At 44.8% G+C, this 15,130-nt stretch carries 10 protein-coding genes; 8 read left to right on the top strand and 2 right to left on the bottom strand.

The features are described from left to right. Positions 1-134: 134 nt before the first annotated feature. On the top strand, positions 135-3,722 hold the full coding sequence (locus RUMAL_RS01540) for a leucine-rich repeat protein (RefSeq protein ID WP_013497055.1): 3,588 nt from the start codon (positions 135-137) through the stop codon (positions 3,720-3,722). A gap of 146 nt (positions 3,723-3,868) precedes the next feature. On the opposite strand, the gene RUMAL_RS01535 is transcribed toward RUMAL_RS01540, so the two are convergent. Together RUMAL_RS01535 and RUMAL_RS01530 are read right to left on the bottom strand one after the other, a co-directional pair. Continuing rightward, positions 3,869-5,638, bottom strand: a complete 1,770-nt coding sequence (locus RUMAL_RS01535; RefSeq protein ID WP_013497054.1) for an ABC transporter ATP-binding protein — start codon at positions 5,636-5,638, stop codon at positions 3,869-3,871. Next, positions 5,638-7,416: an ABC transporter ATP-binding protein gene (locus tag RUMAL_RS01530; protein WP_013497053.1), complete on the bottom strand. Its 1,779-nt coding sequence runs from the start codon at positions 7,414-7,416 to the stop codon at positions 5,638-5,640. Before RUMAL_RS01530 ends, RUMAL_RS01535 begins: the two co-directional genes overlap by 1 nt. 437 nt (positions 7,417-7,853) lie before the next feature. Between RUMAL_RS01530 and murC the strand changes: the two genes are divergently transcribed. The 7 genes from murC to RUMAL_RS01495 all read left to right on the top strand — a co-directional run bounded on the left by murC (position 7,854) and on the right by RUMAL_RS01495 (position 15,086). Beyond that, positions 7,854-9,287: a UDP-N-acetylmuramate--L-alanine ligase gene (gene murC / locus RUMAL_RS01525; protein ID WP_013497052.1), complete on the top strand. Its 1,434-nt coding sequence runs from the start codon at positions 7,854-7,856 to the stop codon at positions 9,285-9,287. A 25-nt stretch (positions 9,288-9,312) separates the two neighbouring features. Further along, positions 9,313-9,897 (top strand): transcriptional repressor LexA, encoded by a 585-nt coding sequence (gene lexA, locus RUMAL_RS01520; RefSeq protein ID WP_013497051.1) that lies wholly within the window; start codon positions 9,313-9,315, stop codon positions 9,895-9,897. A gap of 35 nt (positions 9,898-9,932) precedes the next feature. Beyond that, entirely contained in the window at positions 9,933-10,700 is a 768-nt protein-coding gene (locus tag RUMAL_RS01515) for a zinc ribbon domain-containing protein (RefSeq protein ID WP_013497050.1), read from the top strand. Between the two features lie 211 nt (positions 10,701-10,911). Then, positions 10,912-11,802, top strand: coding sequence for a glycosyltransferase (locus RUMAL_RS01510; RefSeq protein WP_013497049.1), 891 nt, complete (start codon positions 10,912-10,914; stop codon positions 11,800-11,802). Positions 11,803-11,940: 138 nt separating this feature from the next. Next, the gene (locus tag RUMAL_RS01505; RefSeq protein ID WP_013497048.1) at positions 11,941-13,614 is read left to right on the top strand and encodes a glycosyl hydrolase; all 1,674 of its coding nucleotides are present in this window, start codon (positions 11,941-11,943) and stop codon (positions 13,612-13,614) included. 335 nt (positions 13,615-13,949) lie between these two features. Beyond that, positions 13,950-14,354: a hypothetical protein gene (locus tag RUMAL_RS01500; RefSeq protein WP_013497047.1), complete on the top strand. Its 405-nt coding sequence runs from the start codon at positions 13,950-13,952 to the stop codon at positions 14,352-14,354. A gap of 6 nt (positions 14,355-14,360) precedes the next feature. Next, positions 14,361-15,086, top strand: coding sequence for a F0F1 ATP synthase subunit A (locus RUMAL_RS01495; RefSeq protein WP_013497046.1), 726 nt, complete (start codon positions 14,361-14,363; stop codon positions 15,084-15,086). Positions 15,087-15,130: the final 44 nt, after the last annotated feature.

Here is a 15,130-nt window from a genome sequence, read left to right as displayed (position 1 = left end):
TTTACCGAAAGTAAAAAAAAATGATACAGCCTATTGCAAAACTGTAAAATATGTGCTATACTTACTCTGTACATATACCCTGATCTCAGGGTAAAAAAATAACATATGAACATTCCTGAAGGAGGAAGAAACAAATGAGAAAGAAGATCTTAGCCGGTGTAGCTGCTGTGCTGATGGTAGCATCATGCGTACCCGCAAACACGAATTTCGGCTTTTCACCTATAGCGCCGATAACAGCTTCCGCTGCAAAAGCTAAGCTGGAGCTGGACTATGTCATTATATCAGAAACAAGCTCAGGCGACATCGAGATAACCCCCAAAAATATATTTGATTGTCTTGGCGTTTCTGACAGTGTATCGACACTGAACATCAATTTCAGCAAACTGAAATCTACTATTGTCGAGTATGCGGGCGGTTCCCTTTCAGGTAAGAAAGTCATCCTGAAAAAGCCCAACACATCACTTACCGCTGATGTTAACCTTGCACACATCAATTTCACAGATGACATTATCACTGATGTCGGCGCAAGCTTTGCATCCGGCTGTAAAACTCTCCAGACAGTTAACTTCGGAAGCAAGATAAATACCATAGGCAGCAGCGCATTCAGCAACTGTGACCACCTGCAGGGTACATCGGGAACCAAACTGGATCTTTCCAATATAGTTAATATCGATGCATCTGCTTTCAATGGTACGGTCGAGATACAGAGCATCAAGTTCGGTTCAAATCTCAAAACCATAGGCAGAAGTGCTTTTTCAGGCAATACAGCGCTGAAAACACTGGATCTCCCTGCAGCACTTACCAAAATCGATGACAATGCCTTCTACAACTGTAAGGCTCTGGAATCTGTATTTTTCCGAGGAAGTAATACTATTTCCTATATCGGCATATCTGCTTTTTCAAACTGCACCAGCCTGACTGCCGTAAGTGTTAACGGATCCACCTCAAACACACTGCCAAACGGCACCGCTGATATTTCGTGCGGCACCAATCTCTTCAGTGGATGTACTTCACTGCAGAACTTCACATGGCCCAAAAGTTTCACTATTATACCCGATGGTACATTCAACGGCTGTACCGCACTCACAAATTTCGCATTTGAGGGTGGTGCTACAGGTTCTGCCTGCGCTACCATAGGAAAATCCACTTTCAATAAATGCGAATCACTCACAAGCATTGAACTGCCAAATGCAAATACCACTATCCTTGCTTCTGCTTTTAATAACTGTTTCAAGCTCGAGAATGTTGTGGTTTCCGATAAACTTACAAATGTTGGTGAAGGTGCCTTCGGAGGCTGCTGGGTACTGACACTGTATCCAAGATCCGATGCTAACAAGACCAAGAACAAAGTCGTTCTTCCGTCCACATGGCAGGTGATCTCAAATAGTACTTTTAGTAATTGCGAAGGTATCACACAAGTGGATATTTCACCCGCAACATATATAGGCGGAAATGCTTTCTACTCTTGTAATTCTCTGCAGAGCATAAAGATACCGGATGCAGTAACTACTCTCTATGATAACACCTTCTGCGATTGCAAGTCACTGAAGAACGTAGTAGTATCCAAGAAATTGGCTGTACTTGGTAAAAATGAAAAATCGCCGTCATCTACTCCCAGTGGCTGCGTTTTCAAGGACTGCATTTCTCTTGAAACACTGACACCCAGTGATGCGACTGTACTTCCTTATACAATACAGTTCCCTGCATCTCTCGGCGGTGTTCAGAAGAGCAGCTTTGAAAACTGTCCTTCTATCAAGTACATAAACTTTGCCAAGAATTCTCAGTTCTCCGTTTTAGGTGAAAGAGCATTCTATAAGTGTAAAGGTCTGCTTGGTTCAAATGAAGGCGGAAACGCAAACAACACTATCCTTATGCCAACAGGTGTACGCGATATATTCAGTTATGCTTTCGCTGAGTGTAATTCTCTTAAGAACATCCAGTTCCTCGGCAGTGTATCCACCATCGGTATCTCCGCATTCCAGAAGTGTACTGCACTGGAAGACGTTATCATGAACGATACTATCCAGCAGGTACGTGACTCAGCATTTGCAGACTGCTCATCTCTGAAGAGTATGCCTCACACCAAAGAAGGCAAGACTGCATTCTCGCATATAGATACAATTAACGCTTCCACATTCAAGAACTGCACAAGCCTTACAGAAGCTTTCATACCCAAGAACGTTACGGTTATAGGCAACAGCGCATTCAGCGGATGCAAAACGCTTGAAAAGGTACTTTGGGAAAAGGGATCCGCACTCGCTACTATCGACACCAGTGCCTTTAACGGCGATGAGAAGCTGGCTGTATTCACATACCAGGGTGGCAGTGCAAATTCCACATTCCCTGACAGCCTTACAAAGATCAATTCTCACGCATTCACAAAGACAGCACTTACAAAGGTGACCATAGGCACCCCTGCCAACGGCGACAAGATACTCCTTGGCTCATACACGTTTTCAGATAATAAGTCACTGATCTCAGTTGACCTCTCAGGTTCCAACATTATAGAGATACCAAAGTATTGCTTCAGCAATGATACCAACCTCAAGACAGTATTACTCCCCGAGAGTTCTCTCACCAAGCTTGATGACTACGCATTCTCTAAGTGTAACCGTCTGCACACTTTCGGATCAACTTCCGCTAAAAGCGGCGAATATACCCTCCCCGAATCCCTGACATCTATCGGTGACAAGGTATTCGCTGACAACTTCTGTATGCAGGTGATCAATATTCCTGCATCAGCAACATCGCTGTCTATGTCAATGTTCAATATCGACCTCAGAAACGCTAAGGTCGAGGAGAACGGCTATACTCCTCTTGAAGCTATAAGAGTACATTCAAACAACCCCAATTATAAGAGTGTTGACGGCATACTTTACAGCAAAGATATGACGATCCTCTACAATCGTCCTATCAACAAGAAGGATCCTACTTACGCTGTACCCAGTACCGTTAAAACCATCAAGTCTTATGCTTGTGTAAACAGTAATTTGAAAAACGTTGTACTCAATGAAGGTCTGCAATACATCGAAGAAAAGGCATTCAATGACTGCCATAGCCTTGAGGGCGTTGACTTCGGTAAGAACGGCTCTGTGATTTTCCCTGAAAATAAGGTCATATTCGCAAAAGACAAGGGCAAGATCACACTGTACGGAACCACCGGCTCTACCGCAGAGGCCTATGCTAGTAAAAACACTTCAAAGGTAACATTCATTGATAACGACCGTGCAGCTGCTAAGCTGGAAATAATCTCCAAGGGCGGCAATGTCCTCACCGGCGGCGTTCAGCTGGCTATCAATGATAAGACCTACACCTTCGGCTGCAAGCAGACTACTGCAAGCGGCAAAGAAGCTGCTGACAACCTCATTTGGTCCTCCAGCGATGTTGAAGTTGCTGTCATTGACAACACTGGTAAGGTAACATTCAAGAGCAAGGGCGTTACTACTATCAAAGTCACAAACGCTAACGGCACAGCAGTTGCCAGCATCACACTTACGGTTGCTGATAAATCTACACTGAATGATTATATCCCCGGTGATGTTACAGGCGACGGCACAGTAAACGTTGCAGATATCAGTAAGATCGCAGCTCACATCAAGGGCAAAAAGCAGATCAACAGCACTCGCTTCATGTCAGCTGATGTAAACGGCGACGGCAGCGTTAACGTTTCAGATCTTTCCAAGATCGCAGCTCACGTAAAGGGCAAGAAGCTCCTGAGCTGATAAAATTGATATAATTACAAGACAGTCGGATAACACCGGCTGTCTTTTTTATGTATAAAAGATCAGCTGTAACTCTGCACTAAGCCGCAAAGTTTTTTTGTGCAAAAAAAGACAGCCGCCGCGGGCTGTCTTTATAATATGTGATTCTACGCTGACTGCGATGTATATAGTTCATAATATGCACCGCGCTTTTCCATAAGCTCATCGTGGGTGCCGCTTTCAAGTATACCTTTTTCGTCAATGTACATTATGCGGTCACAATTGCGTATTGTTGAAAGTCGGTGTGCGATTATAAACGATGTCCTGCCTTTAAGCAGCTGCTCTATACCCTTCTGTAACAGAGCCTCTGTCTTGGCATCTATCGAAGAAGTCGCCTCATCGAGCACCAGTATCTTGGGATCACTGAGGAGCGTCCTTGCAAAGCTTATAAGCTGTTTCTCACCACCGGAAAGCTTACTGCCGCGCTCGTTTACCTGAGTTTCGTAACCCATATCCATTCGGCTGATGAATTCATCTGCGCAGACAGTTCTTGCGGCTTCACGTACCTCTTCCTCGGTAGCCTCCTGCCTGCTGTATCTTATGTTATCCATTATAGTTCCGCTGAATATAAAGCTGTCCTGAAGCATTATACCCATCTGCGAACGCAGCGACTTCAATGTAACATCAGATATCGGAACACCATCAACTGTTATCCTGCCGTGTTTGATATCGTAGAATCTGGATATCAGGGATACTATAGTCGATTTGCCGGCACCTGTTGGTCCAACCAGCGCTATACTTTCGCCTGCCTTGACATCAAAAGAAAGATGCTCCAGTACGTTTATACCTTCTTCGTAGCCAAATGTAACATCTTCAAAGCTTACCTGACCTGTTATATCCCCAAGTTCAGAAGCATCTTCCTTGTCGGTAATTGTGACAGGCTCGTCCAGCGTTTCAAATATACGCTCCAGATAAGCTATATTGTTTATGAAGTTGTTCATTATATTTGATATATTCATTATAGGCTGCCAGAAACGACCAGCATAACCCGTCATAGCCGCCAGTACTCCGAGAGATACTGTTTCACGCGGGAGTACCAGAAGACCCACGATGAAAAGAGCTGCTCTTATAGCAGTTGATATATTATCCGTAGCAGGCCATACCAGGTTAGAGTACTTTACAGCCCTCATCCATGCAGTGCGGTATTTTTCGTTCAGCTTATCATATATCTCAGCATTTTCCTCCTCACGGGTGAACACCTGAGTTATCCTTGCACCGACGATATTTTCCTGCAGATAAGCATTCATATTTGAGGATTTGTTTGACACCTCCTGCCACGCCCTGCGCTGCTGTTTCTTTATAGCAAACATTACCATTATAAATATGGGCAGACCGGACATCGCTACCAGTGTCAGCCTTGGGCTGACTATCAGCATGAAGACAAGTATGAACAGCATATTCAATATCTCCATGACAAAATTGATTATACCGTTCGAGAGCATATCCGATACAGAGTTGACGTAATTTATAACTCTTATCAGTATCTTTCCGTGCGGACGATCATCATAGTAAGTAAATGGAAGTTTCTGTAAATGTGCAAAGAGATCCTCACGGATATCGAAGATTATATCCTGACCTACAACAGTCATGATACGTCCGCGGATATTGCCGAGCACTGTACCCAGTATGGTGCAAAGAAGCAGCGCACCGCCCAGCAGCATAAGCTCCTTTACATTCTTCTGCGGTATAGTGACATCCAGCGCACGCTGAGTTATCAGCGGCCCCATAAGCCCGAACACCGCAGCCGCCATACTTATCAACAGTGAAAGTATCATCTTTTTCCTGTATTTTTTTATGTATACGTATGAACGCTTCAGGTGGGCAAAGTCAAAAGGCTTTTCAAGCTGTTCATCCACATCGTACTTATTTCTTGCCATTATACCGTCACCTCGCTTTCAGCAGCACAGTTTATGCCGCTCTGGAGTTCGTATATCTGTCTGTAATAGCCTTTGCGTCTGATAAGCTCCTCATGTGTGCCCATATCGGCTATTTTTCCGTTTTCGAGTATGATTATCTTATCAGCATTTTTTGATGAAGATATCCTCTGCGCTATCATTATCTTGGTACATTCAAAATCGAGTCCGCCGTTAAGGCTTTGCTGTATATAGTGCTCTGTTTCCATATCTACCGCGGATGTAGTATCATCGAGTATCAGCACAGCAGGTCTGACAGCTATCGCTCTCGCCAGAGAGATACGCTGTTTCTGACCGCCCGAAAGGCCCACACCGCGCTCACCAACGATAGTTTCATATTTATCCGGAAGCTTCTCTATGAATTCGCTGGCAGCAGAAAGCTCTGCACAGCGCTTAACATAAGCTTCTTCCATATCACTGTCACCGTAGGCTATATTTGAATCTATGGTATCGGAGTAAAGGAGAACATCCTGTGTCGCGATGCCTATGCTGCTTCTGAGGGTATGGAGCTTATGCATACGAACATTCTTGCCGTCCACCAGTACCTCGCCCTTGTCGCAGTCAAAGAATCTCGGGATAAGATTGACAAGGGTAGTCTTTCCGCTGCCTGTTTCACCCATTATGACAACGGTCTCGCCTGCATTTATGCGGAAGCTGACATTATCAAGTATCTTCTTATCACCTATTGAGAAGGTAACGTTCCTGAATTCTATATCACCGCGGAGCTTTTCCTTGTTTTCAGCTGCATCCACTCTGTCAACGATACGCGGTGCTTCGTAGTATATCTCGATGACCTTGCCCGCTGATGCCATAAAACGATGGAAGTCATTGACATACGTGCCCAGATTTCTCATGGGATTGCTTACAGCCCATAAAAGTCCTGATATAGCTACATACTGTCCCATAGTCAGATGCTGACGTATCATAAAATATCCGCCGCACATGAGCAGTATAACGCTCAGTGCACCTGCAGCGATATCTATGAAAGGATGATATTTCAGCCATACCATAGCCGCCTTTATGTTGGATTCTTTGTATTCCTCATCCTTCTGACGGAACTTTTCTATCTCGTAGTCTTCCTTTGCAAAAGCCTTTACAACGCGGTTTCCGGAGATATTCTCCTGTGCGGCGGTGTTAAGTGCTGATGATGTTTCCCTGACCTTACGGTAAGCAGGACCTGCCTGACGCGAGAACAGTCTGGTGACAATGAATATGGCTGGTGTCATCGCCATGATGCAAAGTGCTGTACGGAAATCTATGGTAAAAAAGTATACCATAGAAGCTGTAAACAGCGCGATACTGGATACACAGTTGCTTATTACCCAGGATACCATGTGCCTTACCATATCCAGGTCACCTGTAAGTCTTGTCATAAGGTCACCTGTGCGATAACGGTCATAGAAATCCATATCCTGATTCTCTATCTTGCGGAACAGGTGAGTACGTATCCTGTATATCATAGACTGCGATGCTTTTTCGTAGTACATATTGCAGGTATAGGTAAGCGCAGTACGCAGGAACGTTATACCTATCATTCCGACTATCAGCCACAGCAGCAGATCCCTGTGATCGCGGAGGTTTTCCGCAGCGTTCTCATTTGAAATGAAAGTATCGATTATTCTTGATTGAAAATATGGTGTGGCAATATACAATCCGTTGCAGACAACCGAAAGCACCAGTGCGCAGATATAGACCGCACGGCTGCCTTTCAGGTTAGCCCACAGCCATCTCAGCTGAAACATATTCTTCCTCCCTGGCCGTAGCCTTTCTTAAACTATCCTCTTTTTTTCCGAAATATTATTCATTATAGCACACCGCCCGCGGATTTGAATAGTATATACTATACTTTTCTTAACATATCCTATCATTCGTACATTGGAAAACGTTTACTTTAAAAACAGGATACATCCTTTTAACGTATTCTTTTTGATGACCACGGCACAACAGAGTATACGCTTTCTATCAGAAAGCACTACGGTTTAAATTCTCTTATTATGCATACGCACGCAGAAAAACACATCTGATACCGCCTATGCCAAGTAAAATTATTAACTAAAAATGTTCTGTGTAAATATGTTTACCACGTGGCAAATAAATGTTCTTAATTTGTCAATATTTTTTTGCGAAAGTGTAGTATAATATAATAGAATAAATGTTTTCATTCAGGAGGAACTTTACTATGAGTTCGGCACTAACAGAAGAAGCACTCGGCAAAATAAAGCGAGTTCATTTTATAGGCATCGGCGGTTCCGGAATGTATCCGCTGGCGCAGATATTCCACGCAAAGGGCTATGAGATAACAGGCTCGGACAATAACGAAACAGAAACTCTTGAAGCTGTACGCAAGCTGGGCATAAAGGTATTTCTCGGTCAGAGGGCAGAGAATATCGAGGGTGCTGAGCTTATAATATATACCGCAGCTATAATGGCTGATAATCCCGAGCTTATAGCTGCAAAAGAAAGCGGAGCGATAGTATGCGAGCGTGCGGACATACTCGGTGTAATAACAGGATGGTACGAAAATGCACTGTGCGTCTGCGGCACTCACGGCAAAACGACAACATCCTCGATGCTCACACAGATATTCGTTGACGCAGGTGAGGACGTAAGCTGTGTTATCGGCGGAAAGCTCCCAAGCATAGGCGGTTCAGGAAGAGCAGGCAAGTCAAAGGATATGGTTTGCGAAGCCTGCGAGTATCAGGATCATTTTCTGAAGCTGCACCCCGACTGTGCGATAATACTCAATGTTGATGCAGACCATCTGGAATATTTCAAGAATATAGAAAATATCATAAAAAGCTTCCACACATTCGCTGATATGGCAAGCAGCGCTGTTATATACAACGGCGATGATGCAAATACCCGCAAGGCACTGGAAGGCATATCCGGCAAGGAGCTTATCAGCTTCGGCTGGAACAAAGCAAACGATTACTCCGCAGAGATCATTTCAAAGAAAGGGCTTGTGACCAGGTTCACTGCATTTTTCAAGGGTGAGTCTCTTGGAGAGATCGAGATAAACGTCCCCGGCAACCACAATGTGCTCAACGCACTTGCTGCACTTGCTGCCGCAAGATATTCGGGCATCTCATTTGAAGCCGCAGCTAAGGGACTTTCAAGCTTCCATGGGGCTATAAGACGTTTCCAGCTGATAGACAAGGTCAGAGGTCTTACCATAGTCGATGACTATGCACATCACCCCAAGGAGATCGAGGTAACACTGAGAGCCGCAAAAAGTCTTGATTTCAAGAGAGTATGGGCAGTGTTCCAGCCATTTACCTATTCGCGCACAGAGATACTCATGGATGATTTTGCCAGAGCGCTGGAGATAGCTGATATTTCAGTTATAACCGATATTATGGGCAGCCGTGAAAAGAATGACCACGGCATATACACAGAGATGCTTGGCGAAAAAACAAGGAACGCTGTCTGGTTCGATACACCGCATGAGGTAGTTGACAAGCAGACTGCCGAGCAGAAGGAAAAGAACTTCGATGAATGTATCGATTATATAATGAAGAACGCTGAGGACGGAGATATACTTATCACCTTCGGATGCGGCGACGTTTACAAGCTTGCGAAGAAGCTTGCAAAAAGATTGAGAGAGAGCGACTGACACAGCGACCGCAAAGGAGGAGCGTATGAAAGTCACTGACAATGAACGCAATGTATTTGAATTTATCAAGGAAAGGGTCGAGGAGGGCTATCCACCCACGGTTAGAGAGATATGCTCGCATTTCGGCTTTAAATCCACCTCAACTGCACACAGGTATATAAAGACCCTGACTTCCAAAGGATTCCTTGAAAAAAGTGATAACCAGAACCGTGCCATAAAACTGGTGGGCGGCGGCGGTATGCTGATACCTCTTGTAGGAACAGTGACGGCAGGTACACCTATCACAGCAATAGAATATGTCAGCGAGTATATAAGCTTTCAGCCCGCAAGACATTACGGAAATCCGCTTTTCGCTCTGAAAGTTCGCGGTGAATCAATGATAAACGCAGCGATACTCGATGGTGATACGGTAGTTGTTGAACAGACTCCCTTTGCAGAGAACGGTCAGATCGTTGTCGCACTTGTAGAAGGCAGCGATGCAACAGTCAAAACCTTTTATAAGGAAGAAGGGCATTTCAGACTTCAGCCCGAGAATGATACGATGGATCCGATAATACTGGATAATGTCGAGATACTCGGTCGGGTAGTGGGGGTCATAAGATACATCTGAGCCCCGATCAGGGTTTGAAAGGAAAGTGAAGACAAATGAAGATATCTTGCAGATTCTGCGGCGCAAGTGTTGAAAGCACCGACAAAATATGTCCGGGATGCGGAAAGGTAATGCCTGCATTTAAGGGCGCAGAACTTGGCAGACATAATCAGTTTTCCTCAGACAGAGAGCGGGATGGTTTATCCCCTTCAAGACTTGTAGTTCAGACCCCCTACGCCGCTACCAGGTCAGGAAGACAGATGGACAAGCTGGATGAGCATTACGGCACTGCAAAAGCCCGCAAAGAGCATCATCCCGATAATTACGATCCCCGCAAGGATAACAGGGCTGTGCCTTTTTCTGCCACTACCGGAAGCGGCAAGCAGGCAAACAGGAGTATTATCAGCAACGGTCTTGCCAACGTGATCAAATTCATACTTATTATTATAATAGGCATGGTAATCTATGCGATAGGCAGGGTACTATTAGTTTCACATACAAATTACGATTTCAATCTCGATGAGAGTATAAAGCTTGAAAGCAGCAATTACGGCGATGCATTTGACAGCTATTTTGAAGAATGTCACTGGTGGTTCGATTTCAGCCAGAACAAAGTAACGTTCCGCGGCGTAGACAAGGACGGCAAAGAATACAATATGGTATTCGGCAGAGCACCCGACGGTCAGACTGCGGTAAAGGAACTGAGGATAGACGGCAAAAAAATAACCACCGAGGATGTGGATATTATGAATACCTACATAATGGGAATGTTCATGACTCCCAAGGATATCAAGCACGTTTCCATGACAGGAAAAGGACTTTGACCTATAATTTATTGTATTCTATCAGGCGGATACCTTCGGGTGTCCGCTTTTTTAGCTTATCTGCGCCTAATATTATAGACATTTTTCATTGAATGAGCGAAAATGAAGTAATAATTTTATTGCATCTTGACAAATTTTACTGTATATGATAAAATTATGCTATACATAGTATATTAATAGATGATAATATTCCGGGAAAGGGGGCTTATTTGTGGCACGACGTGTAAACAGGAATGTGGCAGGGTATGAACTGCCAAAATACAGCGTTCTTATGTCGGTCTATGATAAAGAGCTTCCCGAAAACCTGAACCAGAGCCTCGAATCTATGCTGAAGCAGACATACCCTCCCTCAGATTTTGTACTGGTATGCGACGGCAAGCTGACAAATGCTCTGGATGTAATAGTAAAATCTTTCCAGAACGAATACAAAGGTATATTCCGGATAGTGCGAATAGATGAGAATGTGGGAGCCGGCAAGGCAGTAAATAAAGGAATAAAAGCCTGCCGCTGCGAATACATAGTCCGTATGGACAGCGATGATGTTTCCAAGCCCGACAGATGCATCAAAGAGATGCTGCTGTTTGCGGTAAAGCCCGAGCTTGATATAGTGGGCAGCTTCGTAGAAGAATTCGATGACCTCACCGATAAGACTCTTACACTGAAAAAAGTACCCCTTGTACAAAAGGATATACTGAGCTACTCCAAGCGCCGCAACCCATTCAACAGACAGACGGTGGCTTTCAGAAAAAGCAAAGCGCTGGAAGTCGGCGGTTACAGTGACCTGAAGCTGTGCGAGGACTACGATTTTGCCGTAAGGATGCTTGCAGGGGGTGCAGTGGGGCAGAATATTCCCGAGGTGCTGGTACGCTACCGTGTCAGTGAAAGCACGCCCAGGATAAGGCGCAGCTGGAGGCTCACCAAAGGATTTATAGCGGTGAGATGGAAACTGTTCATCGAAGGCTATATCGGTTTCAGGGATTTCTTTCCGCCATGCTTTTTGCAGCTCATACTTTTTATACTTCCAATGAAATTCACCAGATGGTTTTACAGAAAATTCCTGCGTGACACCAAGATAACTCCGCCTACAGCGGATAATGTCTGATATGAACAACACGTCACACAAGCGGCACTGCCGCATAACTATAACGTATACAAATAATGCTGATACAATTTTTGAAAGGTAGTGATAAATGCAGAACTCACACAAGTAACGTATATGGATAAACGGAGGGTATATAAAATGAAAACTAAAATGAAAAGGATGCTCGCACTCACACTTGCACTTACTATGAGCGCGGGACTCTTCGGATGCGGAAAAAGCACCGAAAAAAAGAACGATTCTGAAAAAAACAATGCAAGCAAGGCTGCTGATGACAGCAGCGAGGAAAAGAAACCTGATGTCATTGAAACCATCGGTGATTTCGACCTTTCGGACTTCACCTCGGCTTATGATGTCCCTGAGGATTTTTCTCTTGAGCTGGAAGCAGAATCCGGTACTCTGCTCAATGAAGCTATGATCATGAACAAGGCATTTGCAGGAGATTTTTCAGGTGACGGCTATGTAGCAGTATATGACAAGGGCGATGAGATCACTTTTGATATCGAGCTTCCCGCTAAGGGCAGCTATAATGTCGTAATGAAGATCGCTGCAGATAATGTCAATTCGGATAACCTTATAACTGTTGACGGCAGCGCTGTAAAAAAGTTTACCTCAAGCGAATCGAAATTTGCAGAAGTAACTGCAGAAAACGTCCTGATAGATGGCGGCAGCCATACTATCGGCATACGTGCCGATACGGGACATATCTATGTTGATACGCTGAAGATCGTTCCGGCTGCGCCCATAGACCTTTCACAGTATGATGTAACAGATAAGCTGTGCAATCCAAACGCCAGCGATAACGCAAAAAGACTTTACAGCTTCATGAGAGCAACTTACGGCAAGTATACCATATCGGGACAGTATTCGGGCGACAACATGGGTCCCGAATCCCGCGAGTTCATAGAGATAAACAAGCGCACAGGCAAGACCCCTGCACTGCTTGGTCTTGATGTGGGCAATCTCGGCATATCCACCAAAGTTGATCACCAGGCAGGCGGCGGCGATATGGTGCCTATATATGCTATGGACTGGTACAATAACCACAACGGCATCGTAACATTCTGCTGGCACTGGCACGCTCCCTCAAAATACCTTGAAGTCAACGGTCAGCCCTGGTGGAGAGGTTTCTATACCGACAGCACAAGTTTTGACCTGGGCAAAGCCATGAGAGGCGAGGATAAGGAAGGCTATGACGCTATAGTAGCTGAGCTTGACAATATGGCTGAGCAGCTGAAGCCTCTGGCTGATGCAGATATACCTATACTGTGGCGGCCTTTGCACGAAGCAGCAGGCGACCCGAGATATCCAAACAACGCATGGTTCTGGTGGGGCGCATCAGGCAAGGACGCTTATCTGGAGCTTTACAAGCTCATGTACGATAAGTTTGTAAATGAGTATCATTTAAACAACCTTATATGGGTATGGAACGCTCAGAACCAGAGCTGGTATCCCGGCGACGAATACGTGGATATAGTCGGTTACGATTGCTATCCCGATGAGCATGATTCCTCTTCACAGAAATACTACTACGACTTTCTGAAGGAGTGCTCACCTACGGGCAGCAAGATAATAGCCGAGACCGAGAACGGATCTATGTTCGATCCCGATGCCGCATTCAATGAAGGCACAAGATGGTCATACTTTGCGACCTGGAACGGAGAGTTCGCCATAAAGAACAAGCAGCTCTCTGACCAGTATACCACATTTGATACTTGGGATAAGATATACAGCAGCGACCGCGTTCTGACACTGGATGAACTTCCTGACCTGAAAAGCTGGCCTATCGACCTGGACACATTCCTGAAAAACTGACAACATCACCCCGCAGACCTAAAGATCTGCGGGGTTTTTGTCTATTACAGCACAGAATATCCTGCGATAGATTATGACTATTGGTCATTTCGTCATTGACAAACATCAATTATTGTGATATGATAGTCACAAACATGACTAATGGTCATTTTTGCAAGAGGCTTTTTACCCGAAATTTGAGAAATTATACCCCCGAAGAGGAAGAATTTTATTAACAAATTGTAAAACTTATCAAAGCAGCTTAAAACCCCCTTTTAAAAAATGAGAAAAGATGATATAATAAATTTGTATGTGCGAGTGTTTTTCAAACCGATACCGAAAGGCAGGTACTATACATGGAAAACCTTGATAAAACCAAGCTTTCGGATAACACCTCGGTGACAAGACCGCTGCTGCTTATGATATACAAATGGGGAGCTGTACTGACAGTACTTTGCTTCGCTGTAACGCTGTTTTGGGGATTCAAAGCTTCGCAGCTGCTGGGATTCGTGCTGGGATACGGATTTATGTGTGCCCAGTTCGAGTACTTCGGACGGAGCTGCGAAAGTGCTGTAAAGCTGGACAGGAAGTCAGCAGTACGCAAAATGCGTATTTGCTACGCTATAAGGTGCACTGCACTTGTGATATTGAGCTGCGCTGCCGCATATACAGGTATTGCAAACTTTACGGGGATACTGATACCTCAGCTGTTCCCGAAGATAATACTTACAGCCGATCAGTTTTTCGGCAGGAAAGGATAGCTAATTATGAACGGATTGGGCGACGGTCCTAAGATCGTCTTTGAGATAGGACCTCTGATATTCACTGAAACGGTAGTAATGGGCTGGCTGATAATCGCAGTGGTGACGCTGCTTTGTCTGTGGCTTACAAAAGACCTTAAAAAGAAGCCCGAGAGCAAGCGGCAGATAGTCGCGGAGATGTTCGTGAACTTCGTCAACGGCATGGTAAAACAATCTATGGGCGAAAAGATGATGTACTATGCCCCATACATCGGCGCACTGCTGGTATCCGCAGTGCTTGGCGCACTGATAAGCATGGTGGGTCTGAGGTCGATGACAGCGGATATAAACGTTACAGCCGCATGGGCGATAGTCACATTCGTGCTGATAACCTACACCAAGATAAAAACAAACGGCTTCCTGGGCTACCTGAAAAGCTTCGCACAGCCTGTTGCATTCATTCTGCCGCTGAACCTTATCAGTGAGATAGCAACACCTGCATCTATGGCGTTCCGTCTTTTCGGCAACGTTGCGGGCGGCATGGTAATAACAGGACTGCTGTATTCGGCACTGGGCGCTGCTTCAACAGCACTGCATCTGCACTTTGAATTTGCTTCATGGGCATTCAGTGTATTGCAGGTAGGTATTCCCGCAGTACTGAGTATCTATTTTGACCTATTCTCAGGCTGCATACAGGCTTACATATTCTCAACGCTGACTATGGTAAACGTTGCGGCAGCGGCTGAAGAATAACAAGTATTTCAATAAAGTTAAGTACGCAGGATATCTGCGATAAA

The sequence above is a fragment of the Ruminococcus albus 7 = DSM 20455 genome, assembly GCF_000179635.2.
In the GTDB taxonomy this organism is placed as follows: domain Bacteria; phylum Bacillota; class Clostridia; order Oscillospirales; family Ruminococcaceae; genus Hominimerdicola; species Hominimerdicola alba.
The sequence above is the reverse complement of the archived record's forward strand: the minus strand, read 5'-3'. Positions and strand labels throughout refer to the sequence as shown.

Excerpts from the sequence above, each read along its gene's own strand:
- RUMAL_RS01540 (WP_013497055.1), top strand. The coding sequence starts at position 135 with ATGAGAAAGAAGATCTTAGCCGGTGTAGCTGCTGTGCTGATGGTAGCA.
- RUMAL_RS01535 (WP_013497054.1), bottom strand. The coding sequence starts at position 5,638 with ATGGCAAGAAATAAGTACGATGTGGATGAACAGCTTGAAAAGCCTTTT.
- RUMAL_RS01530 (WP_013497053.1), bottom strand. The coding sequence starts at position 7,416 with ATGTTTCAGCTGAGATGGCTGTGGGCTAACCTGAAAGGCAGCCGTGCG.
- murC (WP_013497052.1), top strand. The coding sequence starts at position 7,854 with ATGAGTTCGGCACTAACAGAAGAAGCACTCGGCAAAATAAAGCGAGTT.
- lexA (WP_013497051.1), top strand. The coding sequence starts at position 9,313 with ATGAAAGTCACTGACAATGAACGCAATGTATTTGAATTTATCAAGGAA.
- RUMAL_RS01515 (WP_013497050.1), top strand. The coding sequence starts at position 9,933 with ATGAAGATATCTTGCAGATTCTGCGGCGCAAGTGTTGAAAGCACCGAC.
- RUMAL_RS01505 (WP_013497048.1), top strand. The coding sequence starts at position 11,941 with ATGAAAACTAAAATGAAAAGGATGCTCGCACTCACACTTGCACTTACT.
- RUMAL_RS01500 (WP_013497047.1), top strand. The coding sequence starts at position 13,950 with ATGGAAAACCTTGATAAAACCAAGCTTTCGGATAACACCTCGGTGACA.
- RUMAL_RS01495 (WP_013497046.1), top strand. The coding sequence starts at position 14,361 with ATGAACGGATTGGGCGACGGTCCTAAGATCGTCTTTGAGATAGGACCT.